Genomic DNA, 14974 nt, shown 5'->3' on the forward strand with positions numbered 1-14974 from the left:
GATTTTAAGGTGTTTATCGGATTTGATTACGGTACGGCAAACTGCTCGGTCGCCATTATGCGCGACGGGCATCCACAGTTGCTGACAATGGAGAATAACAGCGCATTACTGCCGTCTATGCTGTGCGCGCCGACACGCGAAGCGGTGAGCGAGTGGCTGTATCGCCATCATGATGTGCCGGCAACGGACGAAGAAACCCAGGCGCTGCTACGCCGCGCGATACGCTACAACCGCGAGGAAGATATTGAGGTTGGCGCGCAAAGCGTACAGTTTGGTCTGGCGTCGCTGGCGCACTATATTGACGATCCCCAGGAGGTCTGGTTCGTCAAATCGCCGAAATCCTTTTTAGGCGCCAGCGGCCTGAAACCGCAGCAGGTCGCGCTATTTGAAGATTTAGTCTGCGCCATGATGGTACATATTCGTCATACGGCGCACAGCCAATTGCCGGAGGCCATTACCCAGGCGGTGATCGGTCGCCCGATCAACTTTCAGGGACTGGGCGGCGATGACGCGAACCGCCAGGCGCAGGGTATTCTGGAGCGGGCGGCAAAACGCGCCGGTTTTCAGGAGGTGGTATTCCAGTACGAACCGGTTGCGGCGGGCCTGGACTACGAGGCTACGCTGCGGGAAGAGAAGCGTGTGCTGGTCGTGGATATTGGCGGCGGCACCACCGACTGCTCCATGCTGCTGATGGGGCCGCAGTGGCGTCAGCGCGCCGATCGTGAAAACAGCCTGTTGGGGCACAGCGGTTGCCGCGTGGGCGGAAACGATCTGGATATCGCGCTGGCCTTTAAAAATCTGATGCCTTTGCTGGGCATGGGCGGCGAAACCGAAAAAGGTATCGCCCTGCCGGTGCTGCCGTGGTGGAACGCCGTCGCGATTAACGACGTCCCGGCGCAAAGCGATTTTTACAGTAGCGCGAATGGTCGTCTGTTGAACGATTTGGTTCGCAACGCGCGTGAAGCAGACAAGGTCGCGTTGCTGCTCAAGGTCTGGCGTCAGCGGCTTAGCTACCGCCTGGTACGCTGCGCGGAAGAGAGCAAAATCGCCCTTTCCGGCCAGGCGGATGTTACGGCGAGGCTGCCATTTATCAGCGACGACCTGGCGGTCGCTATCAGCCAGCAAGGACTGGAAGCGGCGCTGGATCAACCGCTGACGCGCATTCTGGAACAGGTGCAACTGGCGCTGGACAGCGCGCAGGAAAAACCGGATGTCATCTATCTGACCGGCGGCAGCGCCCGTTCGCCATTGATTAAAAAAGCGCTTTCCGAACAGTTACCGGGCATACCCGTCGCTGGCGGCGATGATTTCGGCTCCGTCACCGCAGGACTGGCGCGCTGGGCAGAGGTCGTTTTCCGCTAAGCGCCTCGCAAGCCCAGCGCTGATGGATTGACATTATTCTTGATGTGGCTTAACGTCAGGAGTGAGGGTAAGGGAGGATTCCTCCTCCCCCTGGTGTCTTAGTAAGCCTGGAAGCTAATCACTAAGAGTATCACCAGTATGATGACTAACTTCATCATAACCCTTTCCTTATTTTGGCCCCTTTCTCGGGAGGGGCTTTCCCGTTTCAGCGTCCTGCTGAAATCGGTGGCTTACCTTCATTGCCGTGCCGCCACTTTACCGCACTCCGGCGCGTTAACGATTTTCACCGATGAGAGTTGCGTAGCGCCTCGCAAAGCGGGTCGCCATTCAGAATAATCCCGACCGTGTTCCATAATTCCTCCATTTTTCTCCCTTCCCTGCTGACTACAATAGAGGAAGCAACATTCCGCAAAACGTTTCAGGATGAGAAACTTATACCGATGAAAGGCAGTAATACTTTCCGCTGGGCAATAGCGATTGGGGTTGTAGTGGCCGCCGCCGCATTCTGGTTCTGGCATAGCCGTAGCGAAAGCCCGACCGCCGCGCCGGGCGTCGCCGCGCAAGCGCCGCATACCGCCGCCGCAGGTCGCCGCGGTATGCGCGACGGCCCTCTGGCGCCGGTACAGGCCGCGACCGCGACCACGCAGGCCGTACCGCGCTATCTGAGCGGGCTGGGCACCGTGACCGCCGCGAATACCGTTACGGTGCGTAGCCGCGTGGATGGTCAACTCATCGCCCTGCACTTTCAGGAAGGTCAGCAGGTCAACGCAGGCGATCTGCTGGCGCAAATCGATCCCAGCCAGTTTAAGGTCGCCCTGGCGCAGGCTCAGGGACAGTTGGCGAAAGATAACGCTACGCTGGCGAATGCGCGTCGTGATCTGGCGCGCTATCAGCAACTGGCAAAAACCAATCTGGTTTCCCGTCAGGAACTGGATGCGCAACAGGCGCTGGTCAACGAAACCCAGGGAACCATTAAAGCGGATGAAGCCAATGTCGCCAGCGCGCAGTTACAGCTCGACTGGAGTCGTATCACGGCCCCGGTCTCGGGACGCGTGGGTCTGAAACAGGTGGATGTCGGCAACCAGATTTCCAGCAGCGATACCGCAGGTATTGTCGTCATTACGCAAACGCACCCGATTGATCTCATTTTTACTCTGCCGGAAAGCGATATCGCGACCGTGGTTCAGGCGCAGAAAGCGGGGAAAACGCTGGTCGTAGAAGCCTGGGATCGGACTAACTCGCACAAATTGAGCGAAGGTGTGTTGCTCAGTCTGGACAACCAGATTGATCCCACAACGGGAACGATCAAAATTAAAGCGCGCTTTACCAATCAGGACGATACGCTGTTCCCCAATCAATTTGTGAACGCCCGGATGCTGGTCGATACCGAACAAAATGCCGTTGTGGTACCTGCCGCGGCGGTGCAAATGGGCAATGAGGGCCACTTTGTGTGGGTGCTGAACGACGAAAATAACGTCAGCAAGAAGCGGGTAAAAATCGGTATTCAGGATAACCGAAACGTGGTGATCAGCGCAGGCGTGTCGGCAGGCGATCGCGTCGTTACCGATGGTATTGATCGGCTGACGGAAGGCGCAAAAGTCGAGGTCGTTGAGCCGCAAACCACCGTGGCGGATGAAAAATCCCCTTCCCGCCATGAAGGTCAAAAAGGAGCGCGCGCCTGATGCAGGTATTACCTCCGGGCAGCACGGGCGGCCCCTCGCGTCTGTTTATTCTGCGCCCCGTGGCCACCACTCTGCTGATGGCGGCGATTTTACTCGCCGGGATTATCGGCTATCGCTTCCTGCCCGTCGCCGCTTTGCCGGAGGTCGACTACCCCACTATTCAGGTTGTTACGCTCTACCCTGGCGCCAGCCCGGATGTCATGACCTCCGCCGTCACCGCGCCGCTTGAGCGCCAGTTCGGCCAGATGTCAGGGCTGAAGCAGATGTCGTCGCAAAGCTCCGGCGGCGCATCGGTGGTGACGCTACAGTTTCAGTTGACGCTGCCGCTGGACGTTGCCGAGCAGGAAGTACAGGCGGCGATTAACGCAGCCACCAATTTATTGCCTTCCGACCTGCCGAATCCGCCGATTTATAGCAAAGTCAATCCGGCGGACCCGCCGATTATGACGCTTGCTGTCACCTCAAACGCGATGCCGATGACCCAGGTAGAGGACATGGTAGAAACCCGCGTGGCGCAGAAGATCTCGCAGGTCTCCGGCGTCGGGCTGGTGACGCTTGCCGGCGGGCAGCGCCCTGCGGTGCGTGTAAAACTGAATGCTCAGGCTGTCGCCGCGCTCGGTCTGACCAGCGAAACTATCCGTACCGCAATTACCGGCGCCAACGTCAACTCGGCGAAAGGCAGTCTGGATGGCCCCGAACGAGCGGTGACGCTTTCTGCTAACGATCAGATGCAGTCTGCCGACGAATACCGCAGGCTTATCATCGCGTATCAAAACGGCGCGCCGGTACGGCTGGGCGATGTCGCCACCGTCGAACAGGGAGCGGAAAATAGCTGGCTCGGCGCATGGGCGAATCAAGCGCCGGCTATCGTGATGAACGTTCAACGCCAGCCCGGCGCCAATATCATTGCGACAGCGGACAGCATTCGCCAGATGCTGCCCCAGCTTACCGAAAGCCTGCCGAAATCGGTGAAGGTCACGGTCCTGTCCGATCGCACCACCAATATTCGCGCTTCCGTGCGCGATACCCAGTTTGAACTGATGCTGGCGATCGCGCTGGTCGTCATGATTATCTATCTGTTTTTACGTAATATTCCCGCCACAATTATTCCCGGCGTCGCCGTACCGCTGTCGCTTATCGGCACCTTTGCGGTGATGGTATTTTTGGATTTTTCCATTAATAACCTGACGCTGATGGCGCTCACTATCGCCACGGGTTTCGTGGTGGACGATGCGATTGTGGTGATCGAGAACATCTCGCGCTACATCGAAAAAGGAGAAAAACCGCTGGCGGCGGCGCTCAAAGGCGCGGGCGAAATCGGCTTTACCATTATTTCCCTCACCTTTTCACTGATTGCAGTGCTGATCCCGTTGCTCTTTATGGGCGATATTGTTGGTCGACTGTTCCGCGAATTTGCGGTGACGTTGGCGGTAGCGATTTTAATCTCCGCCGTCGTCTCTTTGACGCTCACGCCCATGATGTGCGCACGTATGCTCAGCCAGCAGTCTCTGCGTAAACAAAACCGCTTTTCCCGCGCCTGCGAGCGGATGTTTGACCGCGTGATCGCCAGCTACGGACGCGGATTAGCGAAAGTGCTCAACCATCCATGGCTTACATTGAGCGTGGCATTCGCCACGCTCCTGCTCAGCGTTATGCTGTGGATAGTCATCCCGAAAGGGTTCTTTCCGGTACAGGATAACGGCATTATCCAGGGGACGCTGCAGGCGCCGCAATCATCATCGTATGCCAGTATGGCGCAACGTCAGCGCCAGGTGGCGGAGCGGATATTACAGGACCCGGCGGTGCAAAGCCTGACGACTTTTGTTGGCGTAGACGGCGCTAACCCCACGCTGAATAGCGCGCGCCTGCAAATTAACCTCAAGCCGCTGGATGCGCGTGATGACCGCGTGCAGCAGGTGATCTCCCGGCTGCAAACCGCCGTGGCGACGATTCCCGGCGTGGCGCTGTATCTCCAGCCGACGCAGGATTTAACCATCGACACGCAGGTCAGCCGCACGCAGTATCAGTTTACCCTGCAGGCCACGACGCTCGATGCGCTCAGCCACTGGGTGCCAAAACTGCAGAACGCGCTGCAGTCGTTACCACAGCTTTCCGAGGTAAGCAGCGACTGGCAAGATCGAGGATTAGCGGCCTGGGTGAATGTCGACCGCGACAGCGCCAGCCGTTTGGGTATCAGCATGGCGGATGTGGATAACGCGCTCTACAACGCGTTCGGACAACGCCTGATTTCAACGATTTATACCCAGGCGAACCAGTACCGCGTCGTGCTGGAACATAATACCGCCAGCACGCCGGGCCTGGCGGCGCTGGAGACGATTCGCCTGACGAGCCGCGACGGCGGCACCGTACCGCTCAGCGCGATTGCCCGCATTGAGCAGCGCTTCGCTCCGCTCTCCATCAATCATTTAGATCAGTTCCCGGTTACGACATTTTCGTTTAACGTGCCGGAGGGCTATTCGCTCGGCGATGCGGTGCAGGCGATTCTCGATACGGAAAAAACGCTCGCCCTGCCAGCGGATATTACAACGCAGTTTCAGGGTAGTACGCTCGCCTTCCAGGCGGCGCTAGGCAGCACCGTCTGGCTTATTGTCGCCGCCGTGGTGGCGATGTATATCGTGCTCGGCGTGCTGTATGAGAGTTTTATCCATCCGATCACGATTCTCTCAACGCTGCCTACGGCGGGCGTCGGCGCGCTGCTGGCGTTGATCATCGCTGGTAGCGAGCTCGATATTATCGCCATTATCGGCATTATTTTGCTGATCGGCATCGTGAAGAAAAACGCCATCATGATGATTGACTTCGCCCTCGCCGCCGAACGCGAACAGGGGATGAGCCCGCGCAACGCTATCTTCCAGGCCTGTCTGCTGCGTTTTCGACCGATTCTGATGACCACGCTGGCGGCGTTGCTCGGGGCATTGCCATTAATGTTGAGTACCGGCGTTGGCGCGGAATTACGTCGCCCGTTGGGGATCGCGATGGTGGGCGGCCTACTGGTCAGCCAGGTATTAACTCTGTTTACCACACCGGTGATTTATCTCCTGTTTGACCGCCTGTCGCTGTACGTGAAAAGTCGCTTTCCGCGCCATAAAGAGGAGGCGTAGATGCGCTTTTTCGCCCTTTTCATCTACCGCCCGGTCGCCACCATTTTGATTGCCGCCGCCATTACGCTGTGCGGCATTCTGGGCTTTCGTCTGCTGCCGGTCGCCCCGCTGCCGCAGGTCGATTTCCCAGTGATTATGGTTAGCGCCTCGCTGCCGGGCGCCTCGCCGGAAACCATGGCTTCGTCGGTGGCGACGCCGTTGGAACGTTCTTTGGGACGCATTGCAGGCGTCAATGAAATGACCTCCAGCAGCTCACTCGGCAGTACGCGCATTATTCTCGAATTTAATTTCGATCGCGATATTAACGGCGCGGCGCGCGATGTGCAGGCCGCCATCAACGCCGCGCAAAGCTTGTTGCCAGGCGGAATGCCCAGCCGCCCAACTTATCGCAAGGCCAACCCGTCCGACGCGCCGATTATGATTTTAACGCTCACCTCGGAGAGCTGGTCACAGGGCAAACTGTATGATTTCGCCTCTACCCAACTGGCGCAAACCATCGCGCAAATTGACGGCGTCGGCGATGTTGACGTCGGCGGCAGCTCCCTGCCCGCAGTACGTGTAGGCTTAAACCCGCAGGCGCTCTTTAACCAGGGCGTCTCGCTGGATGAGGTCCGCGAAGCGATCGACAGCGCCAACGTACGCCGACCGCAAGGCGCAATTGAAGATAGCGTCCACCGCTGGCAAATCCAGACCAACGACGAACTGAAAACCGCCGCCGAATACCAGCCGCTGATTATTCACTATAACAACGGCGCGGCGGTACGCCTGGGCGACGTCGCCAGCGTCACCGACTCGGTGCAGGATGTCCGTAACGCCGGGATGACGAACGCTAAACCCGCTATTTTGTTGATGATCCGCAAGTTGCCGGAGGCCAACATTATTCAGACGGTCGACGGCATCCGGGCAAAACTGCCGGAACTGCGGGCAATGATCCCCGCCGCTATCGATTTACAAATCGCCCAGGATCGTTCGCCGACGATTCGCGCGTCGCTGCAAGAGGTAGAAGAGACGCTGGCTATCTCTGTCGCGTTGGTGATCCTGGTGGTGTTTTTATTCCTGCGTTCCGGGCGCGCCACGCTAATCCCCGCCGTCGCCGTTCCCGTTTCGCTCATCGGCACCTTCGCCGCCATGTATCTGTGCGGCTTCAGCCTCAACAATCTGTCGCTGATGGCGCTGACTATCGCGACCGGATTTGTCGTTGATGATGCCATTGTGGTGCTGGAAAATATCGCCCGCCATCTGGAGGCGGGAATGAAACCTTTGCAGGCGGCATTACAGGGTACGCGGGAAGTCGGGTTTACGGTCATCTCCATGAGTCTGTCGCTGGTGGCGGTATTTCTGCCGCTGCTGTTAATGGGCGGTCTGCCAGGGCGATTATTACGGGAATTCGCCTTTACCCTCTCGGTGGCGATTGGCATTTCGCTGGTGGTCTCGCTCACGCTGACGCCGATGATGTGCGGCTGGATGCTTAAATCAAGCAAACCGCGCACCCAACCGCGTAAACGGGGCGTTGGCCGTTTGCTGGTAGCTTTGCAACAGGGTTACGGCACGTCGTTAAAATGGGTGCTTAACCATACGCGTCTTGTCGGGGTGGTATTTCTTGGCACCGTTGCGCTGAACATCTGGCTTTATATCGCCATCCCTAAAACATTCTTTCCGGAGCAGGATACCGGCGTGTTGATGGGCGGTATTCAGGCTGACCAGAGCATCTCTTTCCAGGCCATGCGCGGCAAGCTGCAGGATTTTATGAAAATTATTCGCGACGATCCGGCGGTGAATAATGTCACTGGTTTTACCGGCGGCTCGCGGGTGAATAGCGGCATGATGTTTATTACGCTGAAGCCGCGCGGCGAACGCAAAGAGACGGCGCAGCAAATCATTGATCGACTGCGGGTCAAACTGGCAAAAGAACCCGGCGCCAGGCTGTTTCTGATGGCGGTACAGGATATTCGCGTCGGCGGGCGGCAGGCTAACGCCAGTTACCAATATACGTTGCTGTCTGACTCCCTGCCGGCGCTGCGCGAGTGGGAGCCGAAAATACGCAAAGCGCTCTCGGCCCTGCCGCAACTGGCGGACGTAAACTCCGACCAGCAGGATAACGGCGCGGAGATGAACCTTATCTACGACCGCGACACCATGTCACGACTGGGCATTGATGTTCAGGCCGCAAACAGTCTGTTAAATAATGCTTTCGGCCAGCGGCAAATTTCCACCATTTATCAGCCGATGAACCAGTATAAAGTGGTGATGGAAGTCGATCCGCGCTATAGCCAGGATATCAGCGCGCTGGAGAAAATGTTTGTTATCAACCGCGACGGAAAAGCGATCCCCCTCTCTTATTTCGCCCAATGGCGGCCCGCCAATGCGCCGCTGTCGGTGAACCATCAGGGGCTTTCCGCGGCGTCCACGATTGCCTTTAACCTGCCGACCGGCACATCGTTATCGCAGGCGACGGAGGCCATTAATCGCACCATGACGCAGCTTGGCGTCCCTCCGACGGTACGCGGCAGTTTTTCCGGAACGGCGCAAGTCTTCCAGCAGACCATGAATTCACAGCTTGTTTTGATAGTGGCGGCGATCGCTACCGTCTACATTGTGCTGGGGATACTGTACGAAAGCTACGTCCATCCGCTGACCATTCTCTCTACTCTGCCATCGGCAGGCGTTGGGGCGCTTCTGGCGCTGGAGCTCTTCAATGCCCCTTTCAGCCTAATCGCCCTGATAGGGATCATGCTATTAATTGGCATTGTGAAGAAAAACGCCATTATGATGGTCGATTTTGCGCTTGAAGCGCAACGAAGCGGCGGCCTGACGCCGGCACAAGCCATTTTCCAGGCCTGCTTGTTACGCTTCCGTCCAATAATGATGACCACGCTGGCGGCGCTGTTCGGCGCACTGCCATTGGTGTTATCTGGCGGAGACGGTTCGGAATTACGGCAGCCGTTGGGGATAACCATTGTCGGCGGTTTGGTCATGAGCCAGCTCCTGACGCTCTATACCACGCCGGTGGTGTACCTCTTTTTCGATCGTCTGCGGCTGCGTTTTTCGCGTAAAAATAGCAAACCGGTAGTAGAAATATGACAGAACTTCCTGACAATACCCGCTGGCAACTCTGGATTGTGGCATTCGGCTTTTTTATGCAGTCGCTGGATACCACCATCGTCAACACTGCGCTGCCCTCCATGGCGAAAAGCCTGGGGGAAAGCCCGCTGCATATGCACATGGTAGTGGTGTCATATGTTCTTACCGTCGCCGTAATGCTCCCCGCCAGCGGCTGGCTGGCAGATAAAATCGGCGTGCGTAATATCTTCTTTGCCGCCATTGTGCTGTTCACGCTGGGTTCGCTGTTTTGCGCCCTCTCCGGTACGCTTAATCAACTGGTATTAGCGCGGGTTTTACAAGGCGTAGGCGGCGCGATGATGGTGCCGGTCGGACGCCTGACGGTCATGAAAATCGTGCCGCGCGCGCAATATATGGCGGCGATGACCTTCGTCACCCTGCCGGGTCAGATCGGGCCGTTACTCGGCCCCGCGCTGGGCGGGGTGCTGGTGGAATATGCTTCATGGCACTGGATCTTTCTGATCAATATCCCGGTGGGAATTGTCGGCGCTATGGCGACCTTTATGCTGATGCCAAACTACACCATAGAGACCCGGCGCTTTGATCTGCCGGGGTTCCTGCTGTTAGCTATCGGCATGGCGGTACTCACGCTGGCGCTGGACGGTAGTAAAAGCATGGGGATTTCGCCCTGGACATTAGCCGGACTTGCTGCGGGTGGCGCGGCAGCCATTCTGCTCTATCTCTTCCATGCCAAAAAAAACTCAGGCGCGTTATTCAGCCTGCGATTGTTCCGCACGCCCACGTTTTCACTGGGGTTGCTGGGCAGTTTTGCCGGGCGTATCGGCAGCGGTATGCTGCCGTTTATGACGCCGGTCTTTTTGCAAATTGGTCTTGGTTTTTCACCGTTTCATGCCGGTTTGATGATGATCCCCATGGTGCTGGGCAGCATGGGAATGAAGCGGATTGTGGTGCAGATAGTTAACCGTTTTGGCTATCGTCGGGTTCTGGTGGCGACTACGCTCGGACTGGCATTGGTTAGCCTGTTGTTTATGTCGGTCGCGCTGCTCGGCTGGTATTATCTCCTGCCGCTGGTACTGCTTTTGCAGGGAATGGTGAACTCGGCACGCTTTTCTTCCATGAATACCTTAACGCTAAAAGACCTTCCCGATACGCTGGCCAGCAGCGGCAATAGCTTATTATCGATGATTATGCAGCTCTCGATGAGTATCGGCGTCACTATTGCCGGAATGCTGCTGGGTATGTTTGGCCAACAGCATATCGGGATAGACAGTAGCGCCACACATCACGTCTTTATGTACACCTGGTTATGTATGGCGGTTATTATCGCGCTGCCGGCGATAATTTTTGCCCGCGTGCCGAACGATACACAGCAAAACATGGTCATTTCACGGCGTAAAAGGAGCCTGTAATGAAAGTCTGGCGGCCCGGAATCACCGGCAAGCTGTTTCTGGCGATTTTCGCCACCTGCATCGTGCTGCTGATCAGTATGCATTGGGCCGTGCGCGTCAGTTTTGAACGCGGATTTATTGACTATATCAAACACGGCAACGAGCAGCGGCTACAAATGCTGGGCGATGCGCTGGGCGACCAGTACCAGCAACACGGCAACTGGCGTTTTTTACGCAACAACGATCGCTTCGTTTTCCAGATTCTGCGTTCATTTGAGCATGACAACGACCGGGATAAACCCGGCCCCGGTATGCCGCCGCACGGTTGGCGCACCCAGTTCTGGGTCGTCGATCAAAATGGCCGGGTGCTGGTCGGCCCACGCGGTCCGGTGCCGCATGACGGTACTCGCCGCCCCATTCTGGTCAATGGCGTCGAAGTCGGCGCGATTATCGCCTCTCCTGTCGAGCGGCTGACGCGCAATACGGATATTAATTTTGATATGCAGCAGCGGCGCGCCAGTTGGATGATCGTGGCGTTATCAACGTTGCTGGCCGCGCTGGCGACGTTTTTGCTGGCGCGTGGCCTGCTCGCCCCGGTCAAACGGTTGGTCGAGGGTACGCACAGGCTGGCGGCGGGGGATTTTACCACGCGCGTGACCCCAACCAGCGCCGATGAGCTGGGAAAACTGGCGCAGGACTTTAACCAGCTTGCCAGCACGCTGGAAAAAAACCAGCAGATGCGCCGCGACTTTATGGCGGATATTTCCCACGAACTGCGCACGCCGCTGGCGGTATTGCGCGGCGAACTTGAAGCCATTCAGGATGGCGTTCGCCAGTTCACGCCAGAATCGGTTACCTCGCTACAGGCGGAAGTCGGTACGCTTACCAAACTGGTTGACGACCTGCATCAGCTGTCGTTGTCTGACGAAGGCGCGCTGGCTTACCAAAAAACGACCGTCGATCTTGTCCCCCTGTTGGAAGTCGCTGGCGGCGCGTTCAGAGAGCGCTTTACCAGCCGGGGGCTAACGCTACATTACGCGTTGCCGGATAGCATGACCGTCTTCGGCGACCCGGATCGCCTGATGCAACTGTTTAATAATCTACTGGAAAACAGTCTGCGCTACACCGACAGCGGCGGCGGCCTGCATATTTCCGCCGAACAACGCGACAAATCATTATTCCTGACCTTTGCCGATTCTGCACCGGGCGTCAGCGATGAACAGTTACAAAAGCTTTTTGACCGTTTTTACCGCACGGAAGTGTCCCGTAACCGCGCCAGCGGCGGTTCTGGACTGGGGCTGGCAATATGCGTCAATATTGTACACGCGCATAACGGTCATCTTCACGCCGCTCATTCGCCTTTTGGCGGGGTTAGCATTACAGTAGAGTTACCGCTGGATCGCGATTTACAGAGAGAAGTATGACTGAATTACCCATTGATGAAAACACGCCGCGCATTTTGATTGTTGAAGATGAACCCAAGCTGGGACAGCTGCTTATTGACTACTTACGCGCGGCGAGTTACGCCCCCACGCTCATCAATCATGGCGACAAGGTACTGCCGTATGTGCGTCAAACGCCGCCGGATCTGATCCTGCTGGATCTGATGCTGCCGGGTACCGATGGTCTGACGCTATGCCGGGAGATTCGCCGTTTTTCCGACATCCCCATTGTGATGGTCACGGCCAAAATCGAAGAGATCGACCGGCTGCTTGGGCTGGAAATCGGCGCCGATGATTATATCTGTAAGCCTTACAGCCCACGCGAAGTCGTGGCCCGCGTGAAAACCATTTTGCGCCGCTGTAAACCGCAGCGCGAACTCCAGCAGCAGGATGCCGAAAGCCCGTTAATGATTGATGAAAGCCGCTTTCAGGCCTCCTGGTGTGGTAAAGCGCTGGATTTAACCCCCGCTGAATTCCGCCTGCTAAAAACCTTATCGCTTGAACCGGGTAAAGTTTTTTCCCGCGAGCAGTTGTTAAACCACCTCTACGACGACTACCGTGTGGTGACCGATCGTACTATCGACAGCCACATTAAAAACCTGCGCCGTAAACTGGAATCGCTGGATGCCGAACAGTCATTTATACGCGCGGTCTACGGGGTGGGATATCGCTGGGAAGCGGATGCGTGTCGCCTGGTATAATGATTATTGGCATAACAATAACAAGGTCGTAAGACGATATTTTTCGCCAACGCTATTCTGGCGGAATTAACACACTGTCCTCTTTCCTTTGGCCGAGCTGTATCCCGAAAACTATGACGAACGCGATCGGGGACAATAAATTATTTGGCCGCTCTTTTTAGTTTACCGATATACTGTGAGTAGTTTTTTAAACTTATTGCGCATTAATTCATTAAGTGAATCTAAAAATACATAAACATAATACCAGCTTAATTATACATGGATTTTTATGACAGAAACGTCATCTCACCGCTATAAACCACGCAATGTAATAAATGCGCCAAATGTAAAATCGTCTATTTTTTCCCGGAGCCAACAACGCGGCGACAGCGAAAATATCCAGCGCTGGTTAAGCAATCATTTTTATCGTTGGATCATTGGTGACTTTCCTCATGTTTATCCTGTGCGCTCCGTCGCCGATTATGCCGTTTATTTTAGCGCTGATGCAGAAATCCCCGCCTGGCTGGCGCCAAAGCTGGGTGGCGATGAGCGCTTTTACTACCTTAACGTTCAGCACCCGCAACTTGTGGCAATGGAAAGAGATTTAGTGGAATTTCTTTCGCGTCAGGAAGGAACGCGGCTGGAAACTAAACTACAGCGCATCAACTGCTTTACCGTGCTGGCAATGCGCGAAGCGGAGCATCAAAAAATGCAGCGCCTGCGTGAACAAGGTTGGTATCCCTCCAACAGCGAGGCGCTAAAACCGGTGATGGCGGTGAATAACGGTGTACTGGTTGAGCTTGATGCGACAAACCCCGGCCTGCGCAGTGAAATGGCGTATGAATCCTGGCATATGCAACACTGCGTCGGAGATTTTGATAATAAAGGCGCGCTTTCCGGCGGCTACGGCGATTACTACGCCCGACAAATTGAACAACAAAAACTTCGCCTGTTCAGCCTGCGCGACGGCAATAATATTCCCCACGTCACAATAAGCCTGGTGGTGGGTAATAACGGCCTGAGCATTGATCAGATTAAAGGTAAGCAAAATCGCCATCCTATTAAGAAATATGCTAACGATGTTTTATCTCTGTTACGCCATCTGCAACCACTTCCTGAGCGCCACGCTGATTGCGAAGGGATGGGAATAGTTTATGAATCGACGCCGGAATATTCAGATTGGAAATTTATTACTCATATTCATGACCTCAATTTTCTGCTCAATGTGTTGCATGACAATTTTCATTTAATGGAACACTTCCCCACTCCCCCGGTAGCTTTACAGTGGCTGCTGCTGCACAGCGCCCCGGAGGCACTGCGCTACCTTCAGGTTGTTGATCCTAACGTGGCGACGGCTGCGGAAATGCTGTTTCCACGACATGAATGGCACCCTACGCTTGCCGGGAAAAACACCAGTAGCAAACCTTTCGAAATTGAAAGCCTGACGCTACAAACCACGCGCTATCTTTCTGCAACCGGGGAGGAGCGCTAATGTTCTGGATTGTTCTTATTATTGCCGCCCTATTTTTTAGCTGGCGCAACTACAAAAAAAACAAACCGCTGATTGCGGCCCGTATCGCCGAGGAGAAAGAAAAAGATCGCCTGAAGGATCTGCGTCGCGATACCCGACGGCGGCAATGGGCGCTGGCGCTAGCTGATATCCTCGCCCGGCGCAACGGGCTACCGATCAAAGGCGTTGAGCTGGTCTTCAAACTTGACGATGACAAACGCCGCTATCTGGCACAGCAGGTAAAAAAAGAGCTGGGCTTGAGCGAAAACCTCGACGGCGCGGCGTTACGCCACAAGGTTGAGGATATCTTACGCCGCTGGCCTGCGGGCATCGGCAGCTCGCCGCGCACGTTTTATCATCATCTGGCGGCCCAGGGCCAGGTCCGCGACGCGCTGGCCTTCGACTGTATGCGCACCGCCTTTCTGACCCGCTGTATCGCCGGGCTCGGCTGGTGTAACGAAAACGAGGCCTGGCTGGTGCTATTGCTCAACGCCCAGCGCGCTCAGGACTGTTTTGATTCCTGGGAGGATTACGCCACCGCCTACGTTCGCGCTCGCCGGGTATGGCTCACGCTACGTGACACGCCAACAGCGCTTGCCGGACGGGATTTACAGGAAGCCACCCATTATCTGCAAGACCCTGTCAGCCGCTGGCGACAACTGCCGTGGAATGAATTCAAAATTTTCGAGCCGATTTAAAGGACTATT

At 56.1% G+C, this 14974-nt stretch carries 10 protein-coding genes; 9 read left to right on the forward strand and 1 reads right to left on the reverse strand.

The window, feature by feature from the left end; all coding sequences use genetic code 11:
- Positions 1-9 precede the first annotated feature (9 nt).
- The gene (gene yegD, locus NA197_RS03825; protein WP_000469629.1) at positions 10-1362 is read left to right on the forward strand and encodes a molecular chaperone; all 1353 of its coding nucleotides are present in this window, start codon (positions 10-12) and stop codon (positions 1360-1362) included.
- A 98-nt stretch (positions 1363-1460) separates the two neighbouring features.
- On the opposite strand, the gene ibsA is transcribed toward yegD, so the two are convergent.
- Positions 1461-1520: a type I toxin-antitoxin system Ibs family toxin gene (gene ibsA, locus NA197_RS03830; RefSeq protein WP_074430376.1), complete on the reverse strand. Its 60-nt coding sequence runs from the start codon at positions 1518-1520 to the stop codon at positions 1461-1463.
- 282 nt (positions 1521-1802) lie between these two features.
- On the opposite strand from ibsA, the gene mdtA reads away from it, so the two are divergent.
- From mdtA to NA197_RS03870, 8 genes are all read left to right on the forward strand, one after another.
- Complete coding sequence (gene mdtA, locus NA197_RS03835) at positions 1803-3044, forward strand: multidrug efflux RND transporter subunit MdtA (RefSeq protein ID WP_064042956.1); 1242 nt, start codon at positions 1803-1805, stop codon at positions 3042-3044.
- Positions 3044-6166: a multidrug efflux RND transporter permease subunit MdtB gene (gene mdtB / locus NA197_RS03840; protein ID WP_064042957.1), complete on the forward strand. Its 3123-nt coding sequence runs from the start codon at positions 3044-3046 to the stop codon at positions 6164-6166. The genes mdtA and mdtB overlap by 1 nt, the downstream gene beginning before the upstream one ends.
- Positions 6167-9247 carry a multidrug efflux RND transporter permease subunit MdtC gene (gene mdtC / locus NA197_RS03845; RefSeq protein WP_064042958.1) on the forward strand — a complete coding sequence of 1027 codons (3081 nt, stop codon included), beginning with the start codon at positions 6167-6169 and terminating at the stop codon, positions 9245-9247. It abuts the gene before it with no gap.
- Positions 9244-10656, forward strand: a complete 1413-nt coding sequence (locus tag NA197_RS03850; protein ID WP_000137818.1) for an MFS transporter — start codon at positions 9244-9246, stop codon at positions 10654-10656. The genes mdtC and NA197_RS03850 overlap by 4 nt, the downstream gene beginning before the upstream one ends.
- Positions 10656-12059, forward strand: a complete 1404-nt coding sequence (gene baeS, locus NA197_RS03855) for a two-component system sensor histidine kinase BaeS (protein ID WP_000870081.1) — start codon at positions 10656-10658, stop codon at positions 12057-12059. Before NA197_RS03850 ends, baeS begins: the two co-directional genes overlap by 1 nt.
- On the forward strand, positions 12056-12778 hold the full coding sequence (baeR, locus tag NA197_RS03860) for a two-component system response regulator BaeR (protein ID WP_000137854.1): 723 nt from the start codon (positions 12056-12058) through the stop codon (positions 12776-12778). Before baeS ends, baeR begins: the two co-directional genes overlap by 4 nt.
- A gap of 268 nt (positions 12779-13046) precedes the next feature.
- Complete coding sequence (locus NA197_RS03865) at positions 13047-14249, forward strand: cytoplasmic protein (protein ID WP_064042959.1); 1203 nt, start codon at positions 13047-13049, stop codon at positions 14247-14249.
- Positions 14249-14965, forward strand: coding sequence for a DUF1266 domain-containing protein (locus NA197_RS03870; RefSeq protein WP_000498587.1), 717 nt, complete (start codon positions 14249-14251; stop codon positions 14963-14965). Before NA197_RS03865 ends, NA197_RS03870 begins: the two co-directional genes overlap by 1 nt.
- The last annotated feature ends 9 nt before the right edge of the window (positions 14966-14974 follow it).

Source organism: Salmonella sp. NW884, assembly GCF_051700745.1.
GTDB lineage: Bacteria > Pseudomonadota > Gammaproteobacteria > Enterobacterales > Enterobacteriaceae > Salmonella > Salmonella enterica.

Coding starts and splice junctions, on each gene's coding strand:
- baeR (WP_000137854.1), top strand. CDS start 12,056: ATGACTGAATTACCCATTGATGAAAACACGCCGCGCATTTTGATTGTT.
- baeS (WP_000870081.1), top strand. CDS start 10,656: ATGAAAGTCTGGCGGCCCGGAATCACCGGCAAGCTGTTTCTGGCGATT.
- mdtB (WP_064042957.1), top strand. CDS start 3,044: ATGCAGGTATTACCTCCGGGCAGCACGGGCGGCCCCTCGCGTCTGTTT.
- NA197_RS03850 (WP_000137818.1), top strand. CDS start 9,244: ATGACAGAACTTCCTGACAATACCCGCTGGCAACTCTGGATTGTGGCA.
- mdtC (WP_064042958.1), top strand. CDS start 6,167: ATGCGCTTTTTCGCCCTTTTCATCTACCGCCCGGTCGCCACCATTTTG.
- NA197_RS03865 (WP_064042959.1), top strand. CDS start 13,047: ATGACAGAAACGTCATCTCACCGCTATAAACCACGCAATGTAATAAAT.
- NA197_RS03870 (WP_000498587.1), top strand. CDS start 14,249: ATGTTCTGGATTGTTCTTATTATTGCCGCCCTATTTTTTAGCTGGCGC.
- mdtA (WP_064042956.1), top strand. CDS start 1,803: ATGAAAGGCAGTAATACTTTCCGCTGGGCAATAGCGATTGGGGTTGTA.